The organism is Hydrosulfovibrio ferrireducens, from assembly GCF_046883345.1.
GTDB classification, from domain to species: Bacteria; Desulfobacterota; Desulfobulbia; order Desulfobulbales; family Desulfurivibrionaceae; genus Thiovibrio; species Thiovibrio ferrireducens.
In genome coordinates this window covers 65,476-87,494 of record NZ_JALKCW010000008.1, presented here as the reverse complement: position 1 = coordinate 87,494, position 22,019 = coordinate 65,476, and the positions used below count along the sequence as shown (strand labels likewise).

The 22,019-nt window shown below is 58.8% G+C and carries 20 protein-coding genes; 13 read left to right on the top strand and 7 right to left on the bottom strand.

What is annotated here, in order from left to right:
• Positions 1 to 125 precede the first annotated feature (125 nt).
• From holB to MWR57_RS02740, 10 genes are all read left to right on the top strand, one after another.
• The gene (gene holB, locus MWR57_RS02785; RefSeq protein WP_423123262.1) at positions 126 to 1,133 is read left to right on the top strand and encodes a DNA polymerase III subunit delta'; all 1,008 of its coding nucleotides are present in this window, start codon (positions 126 to 128) and stop codon (positions 1,131 to 1,133) included.
• Positions 1,134 to 1,355: 222 nt separating this feature from the next.
• On the top strand, positions 1,356 to 2,345 hold the full coding sequence (locus MWR57_RS02780) for a PSP1 domain-containing protein (RefSeq protein ID WP_423123261.1): 990 nt from the start codon (positions 1,356 to 1,358) through the stop codon (positions 2,343 to 2,345).
• A complete protein-coding gene (metG, locus tag MWR57_RS02775; RefSeq protein ID WP_423123260.1) occupies positions 2,342 to 4,279 on the top strand; it encodes a methionine--tRNA ligase in 1,938 nt (645 codons plus the stop codon). The genes MWR57_RS02780 and metG overlap by 4 nt, the downstream gene beginning before the upstream one ends.
• On the top strand, positions 4,276 to 5,022 hold the full coding sequence (locus MWR57_RS02770) for a hypothetical protein (protein WP_423123259.1): 747 nt from the start codon (positions 4,276 to 4,278) through the stop codon (positions 5,020 to 5,022). Before metG ends, MWR57_RS02770 begins: the two co-directional genes overlap by 4 nt.
• Positions 5,023 to 5,218: 196 nt before the next feature.
• Positions 5,219 to 5,977, top strand: coding sequence for a MinD/ParA family protein (locus MWR57_RS02765; RefSeq protein WP_423123258.1), 759 nt, complete (start codon positions 5,219 to 5,221; stop codon positions 5,975 to 5,977).
• Positions 5,978 to 6,043: 66 nt separating this feature from the next.
• Positions 6,044 to 6,343 carry a YggT family protein gene (locus MWR57_RS02760; protein ID WP_423123257.1) on the top strand — a complete coding sequence of 100 codons (300 nt, stop codon included), beginning with the start codon at positions 6,044 to 6,046 and terminating at the stop codon, positions 6,341 to 6,343.
• Between the two features lie 37 nt (positions 6,344 to 6,380).
• Positions 6,381 to 7,283, top strand: a complete 903-nt coding sequence (locus tag MWR57_RS02755) for a DivIVA domain-containing protein (protein WP_423123256.1) — start codon at positions 6,381 to 6,383, stop codon at positions 7,281 to 7,283.
• Positions 7,280 to 7,585 carry a DUF167 domain-containing protein gene (locus tag MWR57_RS02750; protein WP_423123255.1) on the top strand — a complete coding sequence of 102 codons (306 nt, stop codon included), beginning with the start codon at positions 7,280 to 7,282 and terminating at the stop codon, positions 7,583 to 7,585. The genes MWR57_RS02755 and MWR57_RS02750 overlap by 4 nt, the downstream gene beginning before the upstream one ends.
• Before the next feature lie 14 nt (positions 7,586 to 7,599).
• Positions 7,600 to 8,100, top strand: coding sequence for a metallophosphoesterase family protein (locus MWR57_RS02745; RefSeq protein WP_423123254.1), 501 nt, complete (start codon positions 7,600 to 7,602; stop codon positions 8,098 to 8,100).
• On the top strand, positions 8,097 to 8,585 hold the full coding sequence (locus tag MWR57_RS02740) for an HIT family protein (RefSeq protein WP_423123253.1): 489 nt from the start codon (positions 8,097 to 8,099) through the stop codon (positions 8,583 to 8,585). The genes MWR57_RS02745 and MWR57_RS02740 overlap by 4 nt, the downstream gene beginning before the upstream one ends.
• A 35-nt stretch (positions 8,586 to 8,620) precedes the next feature.
• Here MWR57_RS02740 and MWR57_RS02735 read toward each other — a convergent pair whose 3' ends face one another.
• Entirely contained in the window at positions 8,621 to 9,100 is a 480-nt protein-coding gene (locus MWR57_RS02735; RefSeq protein ID WP_423123252.1) for a hypothetical protein, read from the bottom strand.
• 545 nt (positions 9,101 to 9,645) lie between these two features.
• Between MWR57_RS02735 and mutS the strand changes: the two genes are divergently transcribed.
• Together mutS and MWR57_RS02725 are read left to right on the top strand one after the other, a co-directional pair.
• Positions 9,646 to 12,285, top strand: a complete 2,640-nt coding sequence (gene mutS / locus MWR57_RS02730) for a DNA mismatch repair protein MutS (protein ID WP_423123251.1) — start codon at positions 9,646 to 9,648, stop codon at positions 12,283 to 12,285.
• A complete protein-coding gene (locus tag MWR57_RS02725; protein WP_423123250.1) occupies positions 12,275 to 14,089 on the top strand; it encodes an N-acetylmuramoyl-L-alanine amidase in 1,815 nt (604 codons plus the stop codon). Before mutS ends, MWR57_RS02725 begins: the two co-directional genes overlap by 11 nt.
• Before the next feature lie 22 nt (positions 14,090 to 14,111).
• On the opposite strand, the gene MWR57_RS02720 is transcribed toward MWR57_RS02725, so the two are convergent.
• Both MWR57_RS02720 and MWR57_RS02715 read right to left on the bottom strand, forming a co-directional pair.
• Complete coding sequence (locus tag MWR57_RS02720) at positions 14,112 to 15,188, bottom strand: HD-GYP domain-containing protein (RefSeq protein ID WP_423123249.1); 1,077 nt, start codon at positions 15,186 to 15,188, stop codon at positions 14,112 to 14,114.
• Between the two features lie 174 nt (positions 15,189 to 15,362).
• A complete protein-coding gene (locus MWR57_RS02715) occupies positions 15,363 to 16,769 on the bottom strand; it encodes an NAD(P)-dependent oxidoreductase (protein WP_423123248.1) in 1,407 nt (468 codons plus the stop codon).
• Positions 16,770 to 17,068: 299 nt separating this feature from the next.
• Between MWR57_RS02715 and MWR57_RS02710 the strand changes: the two genes are divergently transcribed.
• On the top strand, positions 17,069 to 17,542 hold the full coding sequence (locus MWR57_RS02710) for a chemotaxis protein CheX (protein WP_423123247.1): 474 nt from the start codon (positions 17,069 to 17,071) through the stop codon (positions 17,540 to 17,542).
• A gap of 79 nt (positions 17,543 to 17,621) precedes the next feature.
• Here the strand turns inward: MWR57_RS02710 and MWR57_RS02705 are convergent, their stop codons facing one another.
• The 4 genes from MWR57_RS02705 to atpA form a co-directional block, all read right to left on the bottom strand.
• Positions 17,622 to 18,044 (bottom strand): F0F1 ATP synthase subunit epsilon, encoded by a 423-nt coding sequence (locus MWR57_RS02705; protein WP_423123246.1) that lies wholly within the window; start codon positions 18,042 to 18,044, stop codon positions 17,622 to 17,624.
• A gap of 67 nt (positions 18,045 to 18,111) precedes the next feature.
• Positions 18,112 to 19,533, bottom strand: a complete 1,422-nt coding sequence (gene atpD / locus MWR57_RS02700; protein WP_423123245.1) for a F0F1 ATP synthase subunit beta — start codon at positions 19,531 to 19,533, stop codon at positions 18,112 to 18,114.
• A gap of 73 nt (positions 19,534 to 19,606) precedes the next feature.
• A complete protein-coding gene (gene atpG / locus MWR57_RS02695; RefSeq protein ID WP_423123244.1) occupies positions 19,607 to 20,479 on the bottom strand; it encodes an ATP synthase F1 subunit gamma in 873 nt (290 codons plus the stop codon).
• 15 nt (positions 20,480 to 20,494) lie between these two features.
• Positions 20,495 to 22,018 carry a F0F1 ATP synthase subunit alpha gene (gene atpA, locus MWR57_RS02690; protein ID WP_423123243.1) on the bottom strand — a complete coding sequence of 508 codons (1,524 nt, stop codon included), beginning with the start codon at positions 22,016 to 22,018 and terminating at the stop codon, positions 20,495 to 20,497.
• Position 22,019: the final 1 nt, after the last annotated feature.

The following is a 22,019-nucleotide window of genomic DNA, read 5'->3' as shown; positions in this document are numbered from 1 at the left end:
TGCGCTCCCCCGGCAAAAAGACTTTTTTCCTCCACCCGCCTCCCCTCAAGCCCTGCGGAGGCTCGCCTTGCTCTCTTGCAGCCTTTCATCTTGCGCCTTTCCCCGTGCCCCTTTATGATACGGACATGAAACCGAGCCAGGAGAACACCGCCCTTTCTTTCGCCGAAATCATCGGCCAGGACAAGGCTAAAAAAATGCTGCGCCGCGCCGTGGAACAAGGGAGGCTGGGGCACGCCTTTCTCTTCAAGGGGGCCATGGGGGTTGGCAAAAAAACCTTTGCCCGGATCTTTGCCGCCGCCCTCAACTGCCAAAACCCGGCAGGCCACGAGCCCTGCGGCCGGTGTTCCTCCTGCCTCAAATTTCACGCCGGCAGCCACCCGGACTTCCTGGTGCTCGAGCCGGATGGGGCTGCCATCAAGATCAATCAGGTGCGCGAACTGAAAAAAACCTTGGCCTTTCCTCCCCTGGAGGCGAAAATCCGGGTGGCGCTGCTCTGCGAGATCCACACCATGCGGCGAGAGGCGGCCAACAGCCTGCTCAAGACCCTGGAAGAACCGCCCGATCAGACCATGCTGATCCTCACCGGTGACGAAGCGGGGGGTATTCTGCCCACCATCCTCTCCCGCTGCCAAACCGTGCCTTTTTTCCCGCTCCCCCAGGAGGAAGTGGCCAAAATCTTGTGCCAGGAGGCGGACCTCGAGCCGGAAAGCGGCGCCGCCTTGGCGGCCATGGCCGAAGGCAGCCTGGGCCGGGCCAGACTCCTGTTGGCCAAGGATCTGCTGGGGTTGCGCCGCGAGATTGTCGACACCCTGATGCAGCTTGAGCCGGACACCCCGGCCGCGGTCCAAGCCCTGACCAAACTGGCCGAATCAGCGGCCAAGCTCAAGGAGGATCTGGGCGAACTTCTGGAATTGCTCACCACCTGGCTCCATGATCTTCTCCTCTTGAGCCGCGGCGCGCCGGGGTCGATCATCAACCGCGATCTAAGCCCGTCTTTTCCCGCTGCCTGCCGCCGCTGGTCCGGCACCCAGCTCGCCGACCGGCTGCGGCTCGTGGAAACGGCCCGAAAACAACTGGCCCGCAACTGCAACCCCACCGCGGTATGCGAAGTACTTTTCTTTGGCCTGCTTTAATGGTATGATCCTCCTTCTTAACATGGTCGACCAACCACGATTGCAGGCCATGAGCCCTACCAATTTTGGGAACTATCCAGTAACTGTTCAGCAGTGCCGCAGATGCGCGAAAGAGGTTGATTCGCTATACTCCAGTATGCGAATCGACCGATGACAAAGCAGATGCGGTGCTGCTGGGCAGTTACTCAATTTTTCAGCCAACTGGCTGTTTGAGCGCGATACATGAACGAAACACCGGAAACACCTCCTGCTGAAGAGCTGGTGCATGAAGACCAGCACAATGCGCCGGAAACCTGCTACACCATTCATTTTCGGCCAGGGGACCAATTTTTCTCAGCCGTCTCCCGCATCCAAAACCTCAAGGTGGGTGAGCTGATCATGGTCCAGACCGAACACGGCCTGGAGCCGGCCACGGTCCGGGCCCGGACCTTGCCCTGCCCCGGTCGAACCGCGCCGGAAGAGTTGGGCAGCCACCTGATCGTCCGACGGGGAACCAGGGACGAAACCGAAAAATTCGCCCGCCTCCTTGAGCGCGAACGGGAGGCCTTTGAGGTCTGCACCCGCTTCATCGGGACCCATGGCTTGCCCATGAAGCTCATCAAGGTGGAGCGTTTTTTAAACGGCAGCAAGATCATCTTCTTCTTCACCGCCGACACCAGGGTTGACTTTCGCGAGCTGGTCAAGGATCTGGTCCAGGAGTTTCGCACCCGGGTGGAGATCCGCCAGGTCGGAGTCCGCCACGAAACCAAGATGATCGGGGGGTTGGGCTGCTGCGGCAGGGAGCTCTGCTGCTCCTCCTACCTCAAGAACTTTGCCCCGGTTTCCATCAAGATGGCCAAGGAACAGGGGCTGCCGCTCAATCCGGCCAAGATCTCCGGCATCTGCAACCGGCTGCTCTGCTGCCTCACCTACGAGTACGAAACCTACCACGCCATGCGGAAAAAAATGCCCAAACCGGGCAAAATCATCACCATCGGCGAGAAAAATTACAAAATCATCAAGGTCAACGCTCTGGAGGAGACCCTGGAGGTCTCCTGGCTGGAGGGTCAGGAGAGAAATATCCTGCTCACCAAGGAGGAATGGAGCCAGGCCAAAACGGCGCAACCGGCCTTGAACCAGCCCCAGCCCCGTGCCCAAACCCCGGAAGCGGAAGCCCCGCCCAGAAGAAAAAAACCCAAACAGCACAAAGCCCCGGAAACGCCAGAGCAATGAACGCCTATTACCTCACCACCCCGATCTTTTACGTCAATGCCCAGCCCCACTTGGGCCATGCCTATTCCACCGTGGTGGCTGATGCCGTCTGCCGGTATCAGCGGCTGCTGGGCAAGGATGTCCGCTTCCAGACCGGCACCGACGAGCACGGCGACAAGATCGTCCATGCCGCGGCGGACGCCGAGGTTTCCGTGAAGGAATACGTGGACAAGATCAGCGCCATGTTCAAGGCTGCCTGGCCGGGGCTTGCCATCGTGCCGGACACCTTTGTCCGCACCACCGACCCGGCGCACATGGCGGTGGTGCAGGATATTCTCCAGCAGGTCTACGACCGGGGCGACATCTATTTCAGCGAGTACACCGGCCTCTACTGCAAGGGGTGCGAGCAGTTCCTCACCGAAAAGGAGCTGGTAAACGGCAAGTGCCCGGACCATCTCACCGAACCGGAGCGGATCAGCGAGCAGAATTATTTTTTCCGGATGAGCAAGTACCAGGAGTGGCTCATCGACCATATCAGCAAAAACCCGGAATTCATCACCCCGGAGCGCTACCGCAACGAGGTGCTCTCATTCCTTAAGGAGCCCCTGGAGGATCTCTGCATCTCCCGGCCCACCACCCGGCTCACCTGGGGCATCCCGCTGCCCTTTGACAGCCGCTTTGTCACCTATGTCTGGTTCGACGCCCTGATCAACTACCTCTCCGGCCTGGGCTACCCTGCGGGCGAGAATTTTGCCCGCTACTGGCCCGCGGCCGAGCATGTCATCGCCAAGGATATCCTCAAGCCACACGCCATCTACTGGCCCACCATGCTGAAAGCCATGGGGCTTGAGCCGTACAAAAAACTGCATGTCCACGGCTACTGGAACATGAACGAGACCAAGATGTCCAAGAGCCTGGGCAATGTGGTGCGGCCCGGCGAGCTGGTGGCGGAGTTCGGCGCGGATTCGGTGCGCTATTTCCTGCTCCGCGAGATGTCCTTCGGCCTGGACGCCGGCTTTTCGCACGAAGCCATGGTGGCGCGGCACAACTCCGACCTGACCAACGACCTGGGCAACCTCTTTTCCCGTTCGCTGACCATGGTGAAAAATTTCGCGGCCAGCACGGTGCCGCAACCGGGCACCCCCTCGGACCAGGACCAAGAGCTGGCCGAGGCCACCCTGGCCATGCTGACCCACTACCGCGAACACCTGGACCATTTCGCCTTCCACCGGGCCTTGGCTGCGGTGTGGGAGGTGATCAGCCGGGCCAACAAATACATCGTCACCACCCAGCCCTGGGAGCTGGCCAAGGAGCCGCAACAGGCTGACCGGTTGGGCACGGTGCTCTACACCCTGCTGGAGACCCTGAGGCTCATCACCCTGACCCTGCACCCCATCATGCCGGAAACCGCGGCCAAGATGGCCGAAGCCCTGGGCGTGGCAGGCGAAAACAATCTCGCCGACTGTGGGGTCTGGGGGAGGCTCGTGCCGGGCGCACCCATCACCCCTGGTCCGCAGCTTTTCCCCCGGCTGCAACGGGAAGAAAAAGAAAAATCTCAACCGCCGAAGGCAAAAGCCATGAAAGAACCAGCCGTAGCCAAAGCATCCGCTCCCGAAATCGCGCCCGAAGCCGAGGGGCTTGTCACCTTCGACGCCTTCCAGAAGCTGGAACTGCGGGTGGCGGAGATCATCGCAGCCGAAAAAATTCCCAAATCCGACCGTCTCCTCAAGCTGACGGTCAAGGCGCCGGAGGAGCGCACCATTGTGGCGGGCATTGCCCAGCATTACCAGCCGGAAGAGCTGGTGGGCAGGCAGGTTATCATTGTCGCCAACCTCAAACCCGCCAAATTGATGGGCGTGGCCTCCCACGGCATGGTCCTGGCCGCCAAGGAAGGCGATCAGTTGGTGCTGTCCGCCCTTTCCGGCCCGGTCGCTCCGGGCAGCAGGGTGGCATGAGCCGGAAAACGCCATCGGATACCGCGCAACTGTACCGCAGCCTGGAGGAACAGGCCCGCCACCACCCGGTCCGCGCCATCAAGCTTACCGGCACAGGGGCTGCCCCCCTGGGGTTGCTGCTCATCGACGACATCATTCCCGCTCCCGAGGTGGCTTCCCTGTTGGCCGGACTCCGTTTTCCGGACCAGCCCCGGGCGGCTTCGCTCGGTCAACCCGAGGGAAAACTTCCGGACCTTGCCTGGCTCCGCCGGCAACTGGCCATGGAACTGGCCCAGGTCCAGCAGACCAGATTGCCCTGCGCCCTCCTCCTGATCGCCCCTTCCGGGGGTGCCAGCCTGGTCGGCCAGGCTGCGGCAGCGCTGGCTCCCTGCCTGCATCCGGGGGATCTGCTCTCCGGCTTTCAAAAAACCGGCCTGGCTCTGATCATGCCCGGCGCCTCGGTGGGCAAGGCAAGAAAACGGGCGGAAGAGATTCGAACTATTCTGCGCACTGCTGCTTCCAGTAAAGGCACGAGCCTGGCCTTGGGCATTGCCGTGTGCCATGCCTATGAGACCATCCCCCCGGATCAATTTTTGGCTCTGGCCGAAGCCGAGCTGGCCCGGGCCGCCAAGATGGGCAACGACGCCATCTGCCAAAGTGCTGCTGCCCGGGCCGAGGATTCCTGCCAAGTGACCGTGGAGGAACGCGCCCAGTTGTGGATGCAACCGCGCATGAGTTCACGGGCAGCGGGGATGGCGGCATAATTTTAGGCGCTTGCGATAATCTTGTTTGTGGTTCGACAGGCTCACCAAGAACGGAAAAAAGAAATGGACTTACGATGACTACCGTTCGCCCTGAGCCTGTCGAAGGGTGTTTCCAAAATGTTGAAAAATACTCTTTAACGGATGTCCCATTGAGATATCCGTCACTTTTACAGCTTTTTGCAGAGGAAAATCGTCCATGACCGCGAAAACCAAGCGCTCTCCGAAAATCATCTGTATCAGCAGCGGCAAAGGCGGGGTCGGCAAGACCTCCTTTTCGGTGAATGTGGCCACCGCTCTTTCCCAGCAAGGCAAATCCGTCCTGCTCATCGACGGCGACCTGGGGCTGGCCAACGTCGATGTGGTGCTGGGGCTCAACGTCCGGCACACCATCCGGGAAACCATTGAAGAGGGGCGCGACCTGGCAAGCTCCCTGGTGGAGATCAACCCGAAGTTTCAGGTCTTGCCCGCCAGTTCGGGCGTGCCGGAGATGGCCAACCTCTCCTACGAAGAACAGGCCTTCCTCACCTCCAGCCTGGAAGAGATCATCGACCGCTTCGATTATGTCTTGATCGACACCGCCGCCGGAATCGGCGACTCGGTGCTCTGGTTCAACACCTGGAGCCAGGAGAATATCGTTATCCTCACCCCGGACCCGACCTCGCTCACCGATGCCTACGCCCTGATCAAGGTGCTCCATTCCCGCCACGACAGAAAGCGCTTTCACCTGCTGATAAACAGTGTACAATCCAAAAAAGAAGGCCAGGATGTCTTCGCCAACATGCGCATGGTTCTTGAACGCTTCCTGAAGATCACCCCCCTGGCCCTTGGCTCCATGCCGCAAGATAAAAGCGTCTCCATGGCCATCCGCCAGCAGAAGCCTTTTTTGCTGGGGGCGCCGGACAGCAAGGCCAGCCTGGAGATCGTCGCCGTGGCGGAGCGCATTATCAATCTGTAACCTGGCCGGTTTTTGCGCGACAGCGCAACCCGGTTGCATATTTTTTTTCACCAATAGAGGTTTGTTATGTTTGTCGTCGGCAATTTTTTAAGCGCCCTGGCCACCCTGGTGGACTTTGCCCTGAGCGCCTACATGTGGGTCATCATCGGCCGGGCCATCATTTCCTGGGTGAACGCCGATCCTTACAACCCCATCGTCCGTTTTCTGCATGAGATCACCGAACCGGCCCTCTCCCGCATCCGAAGGATAGTGCCGATTTTCGGCGGCGGCCTGGATCTTTCCCCCATGCTGCTTATTCTTGCCCTGATTTTTTTGCGGAGCTTTCTGGTCCCCACCTTGCAGCACCTGGCGAGGAGCATGGGATAAACCATGAAGTTTTGAGGCACACACAAGGAGCCGAGGCATGATACTCACAGCGCAAGACATCCAATCCCAGCAGTTCCATGTTCGCTTTCGCGGTTTTGATGTGGAAGAGGTGGACGATTTTCTGGAAAAAATAGCCGCGGCTTTCCAGGCGGTTTCCGAAGAGAACCAGAAGCTCAAGGGTCGGCTGGAAACCATGGAAAAGGATCTGGCCACCTACCAGAATCAGCAGAAATCCTTCCAGTCCGCCATCATCGCCGCCCAGAATGTCGCCGACGGCATGAAGGAAAAAAGCAGGGAAGAGGCGGAGGCCATCGTGGCCGAAGCCCAGGAAGAAGCGCGGCTGCGCAGGGAAGACGCCAATCTCGAGATTGGCGAACTGAAAAGAAAAATCGAGGATCTGAAATCGCTGAGGGAACAGGCCAGAGAGGAGCTCCGCCAGCAGTTGCAATCCTACCTGCACATGCTGGAGACAGAACCCGTCGACAGCGGGCGGGCGATGGAACATTTCAGCTCCCCGTCCCGCAGGCCGGAGCCCCAGCGCACCGCCAGCTATGGCGGTCGCGCCGCAGCCGGGATGCAGACCGAGAGCCGGCGCCAGGGCAGCGGCCTTGGCGCCTCCGAGGAGGCAGATCTCAGCGACCTCTACGTCAAGATCGACATCCCCGAGAACGGCATGGGCGCCATGGCCGTAAGCAGCGAAGACGACTATTCCCCCCAGGACATTGCCCTGGCCTCGTCATTCTCGGCGCACAAAGATATCCTGGTCATGGATGAGGACGACGAGGTTCCGGATTCCATTCTCCCGGACCTTGACGGCGACATGTCCTTCAGCCTTGAAGATCCCCTGGAGAGCAATGAGCCTGCCGTATCCTTCGCCGGAAACCTGGCGGAGGCCAAGAAAAAAGCGAATGACTTCAACCCCGATGAATCGCCCCTATGACCTACCTGCGGGAACAGGCTGACAGCGCCTCGGTCAGCCTCTCCATCCATGTGCAGCCCAAGGCCTCCCGCACCCGCGTCGCCGGGCTCCACGGCGATGCGCTCAAGCTCTGCATCACCTCCCCGCCGGTGGATGGCAAGGCAAACGCGGCGGTCATCGGGTTTTTTGCCAAACTTTTCAAGATCCCCAAGGCAGCCGTCACCATTGCCAGCGGCGAGACCAGCCGCGACAAACGGATTATCCTCGCCGGAATCTCGGCCGACCAGGCCGAGGCCGTGTTGCACCCCCTCCTGAATCCATAATGGCGGGCTGAATAATGACTCCTGTAACAATCGGCATCCTTTCCGACACGCATCTTTCCCAACCCACCGAGACCTTCAAAAAAATCGCGGACGCCTGCTTCCACGACGCGGACATGATTCTCCATGCCGGAGACCTCACCGATCCGGCGATCCTCACGGTATTTTCCGGCAAGGAGGTGCATGCCGTGCACGGCAATATGTGCTCCGCCCTCTCCTGCCAACATCTGCCCACCCACAAGGAGATCAGGGTGGGCGGCTTCACCATCGGCCTGATCCACCGGTTTGGCAACACCTATGATTTTGAGTCCCGCCTCAGCGAGATCTTTCCGGAGGCGGACTGCATTGTTTACGGCCACACCCACCGGCCGGTCTGCCATCGTCTCGGCGGGGTTCTCTACATCAACCCCGGCAGTTTCACCGGCACGGGATATTCCGGGGCAGGCGGCACCTTTGCCATCCTTGAAGTCGGGGAAACACTGCAGGCGCAAATCTATCAGATTCAGGCAAAGCTATGAAAACCCTCTGGACGCCCTGGCGGATGGAATACATCGAAGGCAAGAGAGGCAGGGATTCGGGCTGCATCTTCTGTGCGGCGCCGGAACAGACCCATTCGGCCCAGGACCTGATCCTGCACCGCAACGGAGCCCTGGTGGTGCTGATGAACCGTTTTCCCTATGCCAACGGCCATCTGCTGGTGGCGCCGGCCCGGCATCTCGCGGATCTCGGCGATCTCAGCGAAGAGGAAAATGGGGCCATCGGAGCCATGCTGACCCGCTGCACCGCCATCCTGCGCCGCCATCTCCAGCCGGACGGCTTCAATATCGGCCTGAACCTGGGCGAGGTGGCGGGGGCGGGGATCGCCAGCCACCTGCACTGGCACATCGTCCCCCGCTGGCATGGGGACCACAACTACATGACCGTGCTGGCCGAGGTCCGCACCATTCCGGAACATATCGAGAAGACCTTCGCGCGGCTGCTGCCGGAGTTCGAAAACAGGTAAGGCGGGCAAACACCCCGCCTTACCCTGAGCCGTACTTACTCGGTCATGAAATCCCACGCCTTGCCGTGGATCTTCTGCTGCAACTCCCAGATATCCTTTCGTTTTTTCAAGAGATCTTTTTTGTCCGCTTTGGCATTGCGAGCCGCCTCGCCATACTCAAACTGCTTGTCGTGGAGCTTCTTCCGCAGCTCATTGGTCGCGTCCAGGAACTTCTGCTGCGCCTCCGGACTCAGACTGCCCATGCCTGGGGCCATCATCCCGCCACCCATCATCCCGCACATGCCCTTGTTGCCCATCATCCCGCCCTGGCCGCCCATCTTGCCATGCATCATGCCCTGGCCCATTGTGCCGCCCATCATGCCCGAAGCCATGGGGGCTGCCGCCGCGGCGGGAGCTGCATCGTGCTCCGCCGCCGGCGCCTGGCCATGCGCGCCCTCATGCCCGGTTTGGGCGGAAACAGCGGAGGCGGCAAGAAAAGAAGCCAATACGGATGCCAACAGAATTCTTTTTTTCATTTTTCCCTCCTGTGGGAATGTGGTGGTTGGGGCGGGCCTGTTCCAGGAGTTGCCTCCGATTATGAGAGTACAGCCCGCATCATCGATCATGGAGCATATAATTACCTGATAAGCGCTCATCTTCCGCAAGACGTTATTTGTACATAGGAGAATCCATACGAAATTCCCCCTCTCCCCCGCTTTGGTGGGGGAGAGGGCTGGGGAGAGGGGGTAAGTGGAGGCTGTTCACCCTCTCCCTGGCCCTCTCCCTGGCCCTCTCCCTCAAGGGCGAGGGAATTTGCAGAAAATTAGCGCTAATCAGGTATAATTATAAGTGACACCTCGGGCGCGGATTGGTTCCATTTCTCGGGCAAGAAAAACAGATTCCGGTGTCCGGCCCCCCCCTGCGTGCGGATCGACGCGCCAAATACCGCCGCGCTGCCCCTGCATATGCGGCCTGTGCTTGACTTTTCCCCAAAAACCTCCTATCAATCGCTACAGGAGCCTACAGGGACGCTGCGAAACACCACAGCATAAGGGACAATCCCCTTCTCGACCACTTATTTATGACCAAGACCACATCCGCCTCCGTCAAGATCACCCCCATGATGCAGCAGTACCTTGAGATCAAGGCGCAGCATCAGGACGCCATCCTTTTCTATCGGCTCGGCGACTTCTACGAGATGTTCTTTGACGATGCCGTAACCGCCTCGCGCGTGCTGGGCATCACCCTCACCTCCAGAAATAGCAAGGATGACGAAAACCGGGTGCCGCTCTGCGGGATTCCGTACCACGCGGTTTCCTCCTATCTGGCCAAGATGATCAAGGCCGGCTTCAAGGTCGCCATCTGCGAGCAGGTGGAGGATCCGAAAGAGGCCAAGGGCGTGGTCCGCCGTGAGGTGGTGCGGGTGGTCACCCCGGGACTGGTCACCGACGATCAGCTCCTCGACGGCAAGGACAACCGGTATCTGGCCGCCATCTGCCAGAAGGGCAAGGAGTGGGGCTTGAGCCTGCTCGATCTCTCCACCGGCGAATTCCTGGTGAGCGAGCGGGAAGATCTCCCTTCCCTGCTGGATGAACTCGGTCGGCTGGCCCCTTCCGAAATCCTGCTCCCGGAAGAATTGGGGGAGGATTCGTCCCTGGCCGCCGAGCTGCAGGCCTATCTGCCGCAAAGCTGCCTGACCGGGCGGCCGCCTGCCGGTTTTCATCCGGAGACGGCTCGGCAGAGGCTGCTGGAGCATTTCCGGGTGGCCAACCTGGCCGGGTTCGGCTGCGAGGAGTTGAAGGCCGGCATCGGCGCGGCAGGGGGCCTGCTCCTCTACCTGCAGGAAACCCAGAAAACCGCGCTGGATCATATCGAACGGCTCACCCCCATCGAATTCGACCACGTCCTGCTCATGGACGAATCCTCCCGCCGCAACCTGGAACTGACCCAGACCATCACCGGCTCCGTCCGGGAGGGTTCGCTACTGGACACCCTCGATCTCTGCGAAACCCCCATGGGCGCCAGGCTGCTCAAGAAGAATCTCTTGTTTCCCCTGCGGGAGGTCGAGGATATCCGGCAACGGTTGGACACGGTGGAACAGCTCTGCCTCGCCCCCCGGTTGCGGGAGGAGCTCCGGGAACTGCTGGGCAAGGTTTATGATCTGGAGCGTCTCAACGGCCGGGTGGTGCTGGGCACGGCCAATGGCCGCGATCTCACGGCCCTCAAATGCTCCCTGGCCCAACTGCCGAAAATCACGGAAAAGCTTTCCGGGGCCGACACCCTGCTGGCCGACCTCGGCACGATGGACGAACTGCGGGAACTCCACGGCCTGCTGGAGGTTGCCATCCGCGAGGACGCCCCGATAACCCTGCGGGAAGGCAACCTGATCCGGCCCGGCTACAACGCGGAGCTTGACGAACTGATAAGCCTGCTGCGCGACGGCAAGGCGCTGATTCTGGGGTTGGAGGCTCGCGAGCGGACGCGCACCGGCATTGGCAACCTCAAGGTTGGCTTCAACAAGATCTTTGGCTACTATATCGAGATCAGCCGCGGCCAACTTGGGCATGTGCCGGACAACTTCATCCGCAAGCAGACCCTGGTCAACGCCGAACGCTTCATCACCCCGGAACTCAAGGAGTTTGAGGAAAAAGTCTCCGGCGCCCAGGAGAAACGGCTGGAGCTGGAATACCGGCTCTTCTGCGCGATCCGCGCCGCGGCGGCGGCGGCCTCCTCCCGGATTCTCCAAGCAGCCGGGCGCTTGGCCCGGATCGATTTTTTTTGCTGCCTGGCCGAGGTGGCCCAGAGATACCGCTACACCAAACCTCTGATCACCGGCGGCGAAGCGATCATCATCACGGAGGGCCGCCACCCCGTAATCGAACGCGCTCTGCCGCCGGGCCGTTTTGTGCCCAACGATATCCGTCTCGATCAGGAGAGCGAAGAGGTTTTGATCATCACCGGCCCCAACATGGCCGGCAAATCCACGGTGCTGCGGCAGACCGCGCTCATCACCCTCATGGCCCAGATGGGCGGCTTCGTCCCTGCCGCCGCGGCGGAGATCGGGGTGGTGGACCGCATCTTCACCCGGGTCGGGGCCTCGGACAACCTGCGCCGCGGCCAGTCCACCTTCATGGTGGAGATGAACGAAACCGCCAATATCCTCAACAACGCCACCGAGCGGAGCCTGGTGATCCTCGACGAGATCGGCCGGGGCACCTCCACCTTTGACGGCCTTTCCATCGCCTGGGCCGTGGCTGAAGACTTGGTCAACAAAAACGGCAAGGGGGTCAAGACCATCTTCGCCACCCACTACCACGAGCTGACCGAGCTGGCCGCCACCAACCCACGGGTCAAGAACTACAACATCGCGGTGCGGGAGTGGAACGACACCATTATCTTTCTGCACAAGCTGCTGCCCGGCGGCACCAACCGCAGCTATGGCATTCAGGTTGCCGCCCTGGCGGGGGTTCCGGCCAAGGTGGTTGCCAGAGCCAAGGAATTATTGCATAATATCGAGCAGGGAGAATTCAACCGGCAGGGCGAACCGCGCATCGCCACCTCGCCCCGGAAAAAAAAGCAGCAACCCGGCCAGCTCTCCCTCTTCGGCCTCGGGGAGTCACAGGCTGTGCGCAGGCTGCGGGAGATCAATCCCGACGCCCTGTCGCCCCGGGAAGCCCTGGATCTGCTCTATGAACTCAAGAGGTTGAACGATGCGGAGTAGGGTAACGACAGGCGCAGGAAAACAGGGGAAAGGGGTTTTTCCTTGCTGGCCGCTTGTGCTTGCCGTACTGCTCCTGCTCACCCCCCCGGCCTGGGCCGGGCTGGAAGAGCAACCGGACGACATCGCCCGGCAATACGGGCAGGCTAAGGCCTACTACCAGGGGTTGCTCAACAGCGGCAAGGGCACGAATCGCAAAAGCTGGCTCACCTCCGTCACCGCCTTCCGCAGCATCTATAAGGCAGCACCCGACCATCAGGTTGCCCCCAAATCCCTGTTCATGCTGGGGCAGATCCACCACACCATGTTCCAGCAGTCCGGCAAGGCCAAGGATCTTGACCAGGCCATTGCCTCCTACGAAGAGCTGAGCGCCAAGTATGCGGGAAATTTCCTGGCCGATGACGCCTTTTTTATCCTGGGCACCATCTACCTGACCGAGAAAAAGGACCAAAGCAAGGCCGCGCGGGCCTTTGCCAAGATCATCGCCATCTATCCGGAAGGCGACATGGCGGCGGCGGCGGAAGAAAAGCTGTTGCAGATCAAGCATGGCGCAACCGCACCGGACCCGGCCTCAACCCCGGCAAAAGAAGAGCCTGGAGAAAAATGCATCACCCCCCAGATCGCCGAAGAACCGCCAGCCCCTGAACCTGCCGGGAAAAAACCCGGGCTGGCCACGGTGCTGCCCATCCGTCACTGGTCCAACAACCGCTACACCCGTCTCATCGTTGAAACCACCGGGCCGGTCACCTTCAAACACCAGGCACTCTCCGGAGACGAGGCTTCCCAGCGAAGGATTTACATCGACCTGCACAACACCCGTCTCGGTCCGGAAAACGTCAAAACCATCCCCATTGAAGACGGCCTCTTGCGCCGGGTCAGAAATGCCCAGTTTGATCCGCAAACCGTGCGCGTTGTCCTTGACACCCAAACCACGATCTCAGACTACAAGGTATTCACCCTGGCCGATCCCTTCCGGGTGGTGATCGATGTGATGAGCAGCACCGCCCCTGACAAGGCTGCAAAGACCGGCGGGAAGAAGAGTGCGGGCAGGACGAAAAAAGAAGGTTCCGGGAGCAAGGCTCCACCCCCAAACCAAGCGATGCAGGCGGGGATGGGGATTAAAAAAATCATCATCGATCCGGGCCACGGCGGCAAAGACCCGGGCACCTGCAGCCCCAGCGGCCTCAAGGAAAAAGACATCGTCCTGGATGTGGCCCTCAGGGTAGCCAAAGCCCTCAGGGAAAAACCCGGCTACGAGGTTATCCTCACCCGGGACCGCGATGTCTTCATTCCCCTGGAAGAACGAACCGCCATGGCCAATGCCAAGGAAGCGGACCTGTTCCTTTCCATCCACGTCAATGCCGCACCGAACCATGAAGCCCGGGGGATAGAAACCTATGTCCTCGACCTGGCCAGCAACAAGGATGCCATGCGGCTGGCGGCCATGGAAAACGCCACCTCGGCCAAGCAGATCAGCGACCTGCAATCCATCCTGCTGGATCTGATGCAGAATTCAAAAATAAATGAATCGTTGAAGCTGGCCGGACTGGTCCAGGAAGGAATGGTGACCGGGCTGAACAAAAAATTCAGCGGGGTCTCCAATCTTGGGGTCAAAAAGGCGCCTTTTGTGGTGCTCATCGGCGCCCAGATGCCTGCCATCCTCACGGAAATCGCCTTTCTGAGCAATCCGGAGGAGGAAAAACGGCTTAAGGACGACGCCTATCTTGCCGGGATTGCCAATCACCTCTCCAGCGGGGTGGCCCAATATGCGGAAAGCATGAGCCTGGCCACCAACCTCGCGCACTGATCCGGGCACAGGGTGCGCAACCCTATTGTTTACGGCTTTTCTCCTCCCTGTACAGGGGAGAATCCGTATCCCGGAACTCTTCTTTTATTCTGACAAACTCCGATTCCTGGCGAAGAAAAGCCGCAACAACCTTGGGATCGAACTGCTTGCCGGTATTGCGCAGGAGCTCCTGTTTCGCCTCCTCATGACCCAGGGCGATACTGTAGCTGCGTTTGCTGGTCATGGCGTCATAGGCATCGGCCAGGGCAACAATGCGGGCGCAGAGGGGAATCCTGTCGCCGGCCAGACCGTGGGGATACCCCTTGCCGTCCCAGCGTTCGTGATGTAGTTGGGCTATCTCTTGGGCAAGAAAGAGATATTCCGATTCGGTCTGGGCGTACACGTCCTCAATGAGACTGCCGCCCACTCGGGCATGATCCTGCAGGGAACGCACCTCCTCATTATTCAATTTCTCCACCTTGTGCAGGAGCTCCACCGAGATGCCAACCTTGCCAAGGTCATGCATCGGGCTGACCTTGGCGATTTCTTCCGCCACGGCTAGAGTGAGGCCGAGTTCCGGGACATTGGTGGCGAGATCCCTGGCCAGCGCCCGGGTGAAATGGTACATGCGGTCCAAATGGCTCCCGGTTTCCTTGCTCTGCAGGGCTGCAAGCTTGGTAAGGAAAAAGATCAGCTCCTCGAATTTTTCTATCTTGAGCACCCTGAATCCTCCGGCGACCCGGAGACACAGCTCGACCGGCCGCACGGGCTTTCTCAGGAAATCGTCCGCCCCCAGGGAAAGGGCGCGGATCAGGGTCTCCTCGTCATCACAGTATGTTTGGACCAGAATATAGACATAGTGGAGTTGCTTTTTCCTGATCGCACTGATGAGCTCAAACCCGTCCATCCTGGGCATCTTCAGGTCGGTAATGACGAAGCGGATTTCAGGATCAACGGCTAATTTTTCCATGGCCTCTTGGCCATCCACCGCTTCAACCACCTCATATCCAGCCTCGCAGAGATACTCCCGCAGTAAATGACGCTGCAACGCTTCGTCTTCGACGATCAGGATTTTTTTGTGGTTGTTCCAGAAAACGTTGCATCCCAAGTTTTCGGTCATGGCGCTCCCCATGGATTCCTTAAAAAATCATACGGTTCATTATTCTATGATATCTCATTTCATAAATGCAATGATTGATTGGCCATGACACATCCCCCTCTCCGCGCGGACAAAAAAAAATCCCCGCCGGCAACAACCGGCGGGGATTTTCAGACATTACGAACAGACAGATCCTTACTCAGGGGAAAAGCTTTGACGGCCCTCCTTGAGGCTCTTGCCCTCCAGGAACCGGTGGATGGACTCCGCCGCCTCCTTGGCCTGGAATACGGCCTTGGCCACGGTCTGCGGGCCAAGCACCGCATCGCCCGCGGCAAAGACCCAATCCACCGAGGTCTGCATGGTCACCTCGTCCACCACATAAGTTCCCCAGCGGGTCATGGTGAAATCGAGGCCTGAACCTGCGGTGGGGTCCACATCCTGGCTGATGGCCGGGATGATGGCGTCCGCCTCGATCATAAAGTTGGAGCCCTCGACAACCTCCGGCCGGCAGCGGCCCGAAGCATCACATGCACCCAGCTTCATCCGCAAACATTCGATCTTGGTCAACCGCCCATTCTCGCCGTGGATCTTCACCGGGGCGGCCAGCATCTCGATACGCACCCCTTCCTCTTCCAGATGGTGGATCTCGGCCTGAGCCGCAGGCATCTCCGCCTTGGTGCGGCGGTAGAGGATGAAGACCTGATCCGAACCGGTGCGCAGCGCGGTGCGGGCGCAGTCGATGGCCACGTTGCCGCCCCCCACCACCACCACGTTGCGGCCAAGGTTGAGCTGTTCGCCGACATTGACCCTCCGGAGATAATCGACTCCGTGCAGCACACCGGCAAGCTCCTCGCCCTCAACCCCGAGCTTGCGGCTGGAATGGGCGCCTGGGCCAAGAAAAACCGCGCCAAACCCCTCGTTTTTTAAATCCTGCAGGCTTTTATCCTTGCCGATGGTGATGTTGTTGACCACGGTGACCCCACAGTTGCGCAGGGCATCGAATTCCGCCTCGATGATCGGCCTGGGCAGACGGTAGGCAGGGATGCCCACCGCCAGCATGCCGCCGGAAACCGGCAGACTTTCGAAGATGGTGCAGGGATACCCCAAATGAGCCAGATAATAGGCCACGGACATCCCGGCCGGGCCGGAACCGATAATGGCTACTTTTTTGTCCTTGGGCAGGGCGCAGGCCTTGAGCAGATTCTTGTTGTTGGCCACCATCCAATCGACAATGTAGCGCTCGAGCATGCCGATGGCCACGGGCTCGCCTTTTTTCCCCCGGATGCAGTGCCCCTCGCACTGGAATTCATGGGGGCAAACCCGCGAACAGATGGCGGGAAGCGAGTTGGTCTCGCGGTCCAGCCAGTACGCTTCCTCGATCTTGCCCTCGCGCAACAGCTTGATAAAGCCGGGGATATCATTATGCACCGGACAACCCTCCCGGCATTTGGGTTTTTTGCATTGCAGGCACCGCTCCGCCTCCAATTGCGCACTCTTGGCCTCATAGCCGGAAGCCACCTCGGCAAAGCTCTTGATCCGTTCGGCAACGGGCAATTCCCGAGAAAATTGACGGGGAATTTCCATTCTCTCTTTTGTCTCCATCACTGCCTCCTACCCGGAAGATTGAAGCATCGGTACTAGTACCGATATTTATCATAATAACGACAAGTTAGACCATAATTTCCACATGGTAAACTGTTTCACTGCGCATTTCATGTATAAATTTTCGTTCCCGTCTCCGCAGACGGAAAAATTCGCCTCGCCACCGGATGCTTTTGCGCGGAAAAAAGCGCTTCCTTCTCCGTAATCAGGTAAATGGCGCTTGACAATTCCTTGGATAACCCGCAAGTTATACAATATATCTCATCAATTCAGCAGAATACATATGAGCGACATACTTTATGAAAGCAGAGTTTATCAACCCATTTTTAACCGCCGCCAAGAATGTTCTTGAAACAATGGCGCAAACCCAGGTAACGCCCCAAAAACCCCGCCTGAAAGAGGGCAACACCTCCTATGGCGAGGTTACCGGCATCATCGGCATGACCTCCGAAGAAATCACCGGGTCCATGATCGTGAGTTTCACGGAAAAGTGCATCCTGAAAATTGTCGCCAACATGCTGATGGAAGACCCCAAGGATAAAATTGACGATGAGGTCGTTGATGCGGTCGGCGAACTGACCAATATGATCTGTGGCGGGGCCAAGGCCCAGTTGGCCAAGCTTGACCATAAATTCGCCCTGGCCACCCCCAACATGGTTGTTGGCAAGGGGGTGGAGATCTCCTATTACTCCAAGGCGCCAACCATTGTCATTCCCTTTGAAACCGCAGCGGGTTCTTTTGTTGTTGAGGCGAATCTCAGCGAAAAAGCATAGGACTTTCCGCACTCTTTCCCTATAAAAAAAAGCCGCTCGTTTCCGAGCGGCTTTTTTTTATTCCATTTTTTTCTTCTTCTCAGGAAGGCTTGCGCCTTTCGGCAACCTTCAGCCGGCTCAAGGCCCGCTGCAAGGCGGCTTCGGCCCTGGTGCGGTCAAACTTTTCTTTCTGGGCCTGTGCTTCGGCCAGACGTTTTTCCGCCCGCTCCTTGGCCCGCATTGCGCGCTCGACATCAATATCCGCGCCACGCTCCGCCGATTCAACGAGAAAAGTCAGCTTATTATTGGATACTTCACAAAACCCGCCACTCACCATCAGGGTTTCTTCCTGGGCACCGGTCTTGTAGGTCAGAAGACCTGTTTTGATCGTACTCAAGAAAGGGGCATGGTTGGCAAGAACACCAAATTCACCGCCGTAGCCGGGAGCGGTGACAATGTCAACCTCCTTGCTCACTACGGCCCCTTTGGGAGTTACCACTTCCAACTTTAATTTTTCAGCCATGGGTAATCCTCAAGTCCTTGCCGACCCAGCCCCACGTGGGATTGGGTCCGGCAAGTCAGTCTTTTCCTTAAGCAGCAGCCTTCTCTTTAGTGGCCTTCTCAACCGCTTCTTCAATGCTGCCTACCATGTAGAAAGCGATCTCGGGCAGCTCGTCATGCTTGCCTTCCAATATCTCTTTAAAGCCGCGGACAGTGTCAGCAACCTTGACGTACTTACCGGCCATACCGGTAAAGGTCTCGGCAACGGTGAAGGGCTGGGACAAGAAACGCTGGATCTTCCGAGCACGGGTAACAAGGGTCTGGTCCTCTTCGGAAAGCTCGTCCATACCAAGAATCGCGATAATATCCTGCAGGTCTTTATATTTCTGAAGACTGGTCTGCACGCCACGGGCAACCAAATAATGCTCTTCACCCAAAACATTGGGATCAAGAATCCGAGAGGTGGAGTCCAGGGGATCAACAGCCGGGTAGATACCAAGCTCTGCAATTTGACGGGAAAGAACAACGGTTCCGTCCAGATGGGCAAAGGTGGTGGCCGGTGCCGGGTCGGTCAAGTCATCCGCAGGTACGTAAACGCACTCTACCGCGGTGATGGAACCCTTGTTGGTGGAGGTAATCCGCTCCTGGAGGGCACCAAGGTCGGTGGCCAGGGTGGGCTGATAACCAACCGCCGAAGGAATACGGCCAAGAAGCGCGGAAACCTCGGCGCCGGCCTGGGTGAAACGGAAGATGTTATCAACGAAGAAGAGCACGTCCTGGCCTTCTTCGTCACGGAAATACTCTGCCGCGGACAAGCCGGTCAGAGCAACACGGGAGCGGGCTCCCGGCGGCTCGGTCATCTGGCCGTAAACCAGGGCGGCTTTCGGCAGAACGCCGGACTCCTTCATCTCGTGGTACAGATCGTTACCCTCACGGGTACGCTCACCAACCCCGCAGAATACGGAGATACCGCCATGATGCATGGCGATGTTGTTTACCATCTCCATCATGATAACGGTCTTGCCGCAGCCAGCGCCGCCGAACAGGCCCATCTTGCCGCCGCGTGGGAAGGGAACGAGCAGGTCAATAACCTTGATGCCGGTTTCCAGAACATGGACCTCGGTGGACTGATCGGTGAATGCAGGGGCGGGACGATGAATGGCGCGCATCTTGTCGGAAGCAATGGGGCCAAGGCCATCAACCGGCCGACCGACTACGTTCATGATCCGGCCCAGGGCAGGAGCGCCGCAGGGGATCTCGATGGGTTTGCCGGTATCCGTGCACTCCTGGCCGCGAACCAGACCGTCGGTCTGATCCATGGCAACGCAGCGAACCACGTTGTCGCCAAGATGCAGGGCAACCTCGATGATCAGGTTGCCGGGCTCGTCACTGATACCCTTATTGCTGACCTGCAGGGCGTTCATGATCTCCGGCAGGTTATCGGGCTCAAACTCCACGTCTACAACAGGTCCGATGACCTGAACAATTTTACCAACTCTTGCTTCACTCATTGAAAAGCCTCCTCAGCTAGTACGTACATTGACAATCTATGATTGCTGAATGATTCAGCCTGATTTCAACTGGTTACTTCAACGCTTCCGCGCCGCCGACAATGTCCATCAATTCAGCGGTGATGCCAGCCTGCCGGGCCTTGTTGTAAATCAGGGTCAGGCTGTGGATGATATCCTTACAAGCGTTGGTGGCGTTGTCCATGGCGCTCATCCGGGCGGCATGCTCACTGGCGCTGACTTCCAGCATGGCATGGTAGACCATGACATTCATGTACAGCGGCAGCAGCACTTCCATGATTTCCTCGGTGCTCGGCTCATAGAGGTATGCCCCGGCCGCCGAAGAGGTTGCCCCCGTTGCCGCTACGGCATCCGGCTGGATGGGCAAAAACATCTGCTCCGCAGGACGCTGCACGGCGACACTCTTGAATTTCCCGTAGACGATGCGCACTTCGTCGCTCTCGCCGGAAAGAAAATTTCCGGCGATATCCTGGGCAATGGTCCGGGCATTGAACATCTGAAAGGTGCCCATCAGGTCGGCGTACCGCTGCCGGACCTTGCCGGTTTTCCGGAAATAGCTGATGCCCTTCTTGCCAACGCAGACGAGAGAAACCTTCTTGCCCTCACCCTCAAGTTTGGCAATGAGCTTGTCGGTCATTTTCAGGATATGGGCGTTAAAACTTCCGCACAGGCCGCGATCCGAGGTAACCACCAGGATCTCCACGGTCTTGACCTCGCGCTTCTCCATGAGCGGAAAAGCGCCGGAATCCATGGCCGAAGAGAGATTGCCCATGGCCGCGTTGAACTTTTCGGCGTAGGAACGGAAATCTTCCATCTTTTGCTGCGCCCCGCGAAGCTTGGCCGCAGCAACCATGTTCATGGCCTTGGTGATCTGGGCAGTTTTCTTCACCCCACCAATCTTTGTTTTTACATCTTTTAGGCTCGGCATGAGACCTTACCCCCCTTATTTAAGGCCCTTGGCAGCCTTGAAAGATTCCCCGAAAGCCTGCAGAGTGGTCCTGATCTTCTCTTCCAGAGCTGCATCAATGGCTTGCTTCTCTTTCAGGTCATCGTAGATGCTCGGCTGGTTTTTCTCGATATGGGCATAGAGCTGCTGCTCATACTCAGCCAGGCTGTCAACGGGCAGGGTGTCGAGATAGCCGCGGGTACCGGCAAAGAGGATACAGATCTGTTTTTCCATGGGCAGCGGCTGATACTGGGGCTGCTTCAGAATCTCAACCAGACGAGCGCCACGGGTCAACTGGGCCTGGGTGGCGGCATCCAGATCGGAACCGAAACCGGCAAAGGCGGCGAGTTCACGGTACTGGGCCAGATCCAGACGAAGAGAACCGGCAACCTGCTTCATGGCCTTAACCTGGGCTGCACCACCTACGCGGGATACGGAAAGACCGACGTTGATCGCGGGACGAACACCGGCGAAGAAGAGGTTGGGCTCCAGGTATACCTGACCGTCGGTGATGGAGATAACGTTGGTCGGGATGAAGGCGGAAACGTCACCGGCCTGGGTCTCGATGATGGGCAGGGCGGTAAGAGAACCGGCGCCCAGGGCATCGTTTACCTTGCAGGAACGCTCCAGCAGACGGGAGTGGTTGAAGAAGATGTCACCGGGGTATGCTTCACGTCCCGGCGGACGACGAAGGAGCAGGGAGAGCTCACGGTAGGAAACCGCCTGCTTGGAAAGATCGTCATAGATGATCAGGGCATGCTGGCCGTTGTCACGGAAGTACTCGCCCATGGCGCAACCGGCAAAAGCGGCAACATACTGCATGGGCGCCGGATCGGAGGCGCAGGCTGCTACCACGGTGGTGTATTCCATGGCGCCGTGCTTACGGAGCGCTTCAACAACCAGGGCCACCGTTGATTTCTTCTGGCCGATGGCCACATAGACGCAATGCACATCGGTGTATTTCTGAGCGATGATCGCGTCAACACAGAGGGCGGTCTTGCCGATCTGACGATCGCCGATGACCAGTTCGCGCTGACCGCGGCCAACCGGGGTCATGGCGTCAACCGCCTTGGCGCCGGTGTAGCAGGGCTCGTGTACGGACTTACGAGCGATAACGCCGGGAGCCAAGACCTCGATCTTGGAGCTGTGCTTGGCGTTCAGGGGACCCTGGCCGTCAATGGGGGTGCCCACGCCGTCAACGACGCGGCCTTCCATCTCAGGGCCAACGGGAACCTCGGCAATACGGCCGGTACGTTTGACGGTGTCGCCTTCCTTGATCTTCCGTACGTCGCCAAGAATCGCGCAGCCGACGTTGTCCGCTTCCAGGTTCAAGGCGATGCCGAGGATGCCGCTGGGGAACTCCAGCAGCTCCATGGCCATGCACTTCTCAACCCCGTACACACGAGCGATACCGTCACCAACGGAGATTACGGTGCCGGTTTCACTCAGATCAACTTTACTTTCGTAATCCTTGATCTGCCCCTTGATGATTTGACTGATCTCTTCGGCTTTGATCTGCATT

Excerpts from the sequence above, each read along its gene's own strand:
- MWR57_RS02765 (WP_423123258.1), top strand. The coding sequence starts at position 5,219 with ATGACCGCGAAAACCAAGCGCTCTCCGAAAATCATCTGTATCAGCAGC.
- metG (WP_423123260.1), top strand. The coding sequence starts at position 2,342 with ATGAACGCCTATTACCTCACCACCCCGATCTTTTACGTCAATGCCCAG.
- MWR57_RS02770 (WP_423123259.1), top strand. The coding sequence starts at position 4,276 with ATGAGCCGGAAAACGCCATCGGATACCGCGCAACTGTACCGCAGCCTG.
- atpA (WP_423123243.1), bottom strand. The coding sequence starts at position 22,018 with ATGCAGATCAAAGCCGAAGAGATCAGTCAAATCATCAAGGGGCAGATC.
- MWR57_RS02745 (WP_423123254.1), top strand. The coding sequence starts at position 7,600 with ATGACTCCTGTAACAATCGGCATCCTTTCCGACACGCATCTTTCCCAA.
- MWR57_RS02750 (WP_423123255.1), top strand. The coding sequence starts at position 7,280 with ATGACCTACCTGCGGGAACAGGCTGACAGCGCCTCGGTCAGCCTCTCC.
- MWR57_RS02735 (WP_423123252.1), bottom strand. The coding sequence starts at position 9,100 with ATGAAAAAAAGAATTCTGTTGGCATCCGTATTGGCTTCTTTTCTTGCC.
- MWR57_RS02710 (WP_423123247.1), top strand. The coding sequence starts at position 17,069 with ATGAAAGCAGAGTTTATCAACCCATTTTTAACCGCCGCCAAGAATGTT.
- atpG (WP_423123244.1), bottom strand. The coding sequence starts at position 20,479 with ATGCCGAGCCTAAAAGATGTAAAAACAAAGATTGGTGGGGTGAAGAAA.
- MWR57_RS02715 (WP_423123248.1), bottom strand. The coding sequence starts at position 16,769 with ATGGAGACAAAAGAGAGAATGGAAATTCCCCGTCAATTTTCTCGGGAA.
- mutS (WP_423123251.1), top strand. The coding sequence starts at position 9,646 with ATGACCAAGACCACATCCGCCTCCGTCAAGATCACCCCCATGATGCAG.
- MWR57_RS02760 (WP_423123257.1), top strand. The coding sequence starts at position 6,044 with ATGTTTGTCGTCGGCAATTTTTTAAGCGCCCTGGCCACCCTGGTGGAC.
- MWR57_RS02725 (WP_423123250.1), top strand. The coding sequence starts at position 12,275 with ATGCGGAGTAGGGTAACGACAGGCGCAGGAAAACAGGGGAAAGGGGTT.
- MWR57_RS02705 (WP_423123246.1), bottom strand. The coding sequence starts at position 18,044 with ATGGCTGAAAAATTAAAGTTGGAAGTGGTAACTCCCAAAGGGGCCGTA.
- MWR57_RS02780 (WP_423123261.1), top strand. The coding sequence starts at position 1,356 with ATGAACGAAACACCGGAAACACCTCCTGCTGAAGAGCTGGTGCATGAA.
- MWR57_RS02720 (WP_423123249.1), bottom strand. The coding sequence starts at position 15,188 with ATGACCGAAAACTTGGGATGCAACGTTTTCTGGAACAACCACAAAAAA.
- atpD (WP_423123245.1), bottom strand. The coding sequence starts at position 19,533 with ATGAGTGAAGCAAGAGTTGGTAAAATTGTTCAGGTCATCGGACCTGTT.
- MWR57_RS02755 (WP_423123256.1), top strand. The coding sequence starts at position 6,381 with ATGATACTCACAGCGCAAGACATCCAATCCCAGCAGTTCCATGTTCGC.
- MWR57_RS02740 (WP_423123253.1), top strand. The coding sequence starts at position 8,097 with ATGAAAACCCTCTGGACGCCCTGGCGGATGGAATACATCGAAGGCAAG.
- holB (WP_423123262.1), top strand. The coding sequence starts at position 126 with ATGAAACCGAGCCAGGAGAACACCGCCCTTTCTTTCGCCGAAATCATC.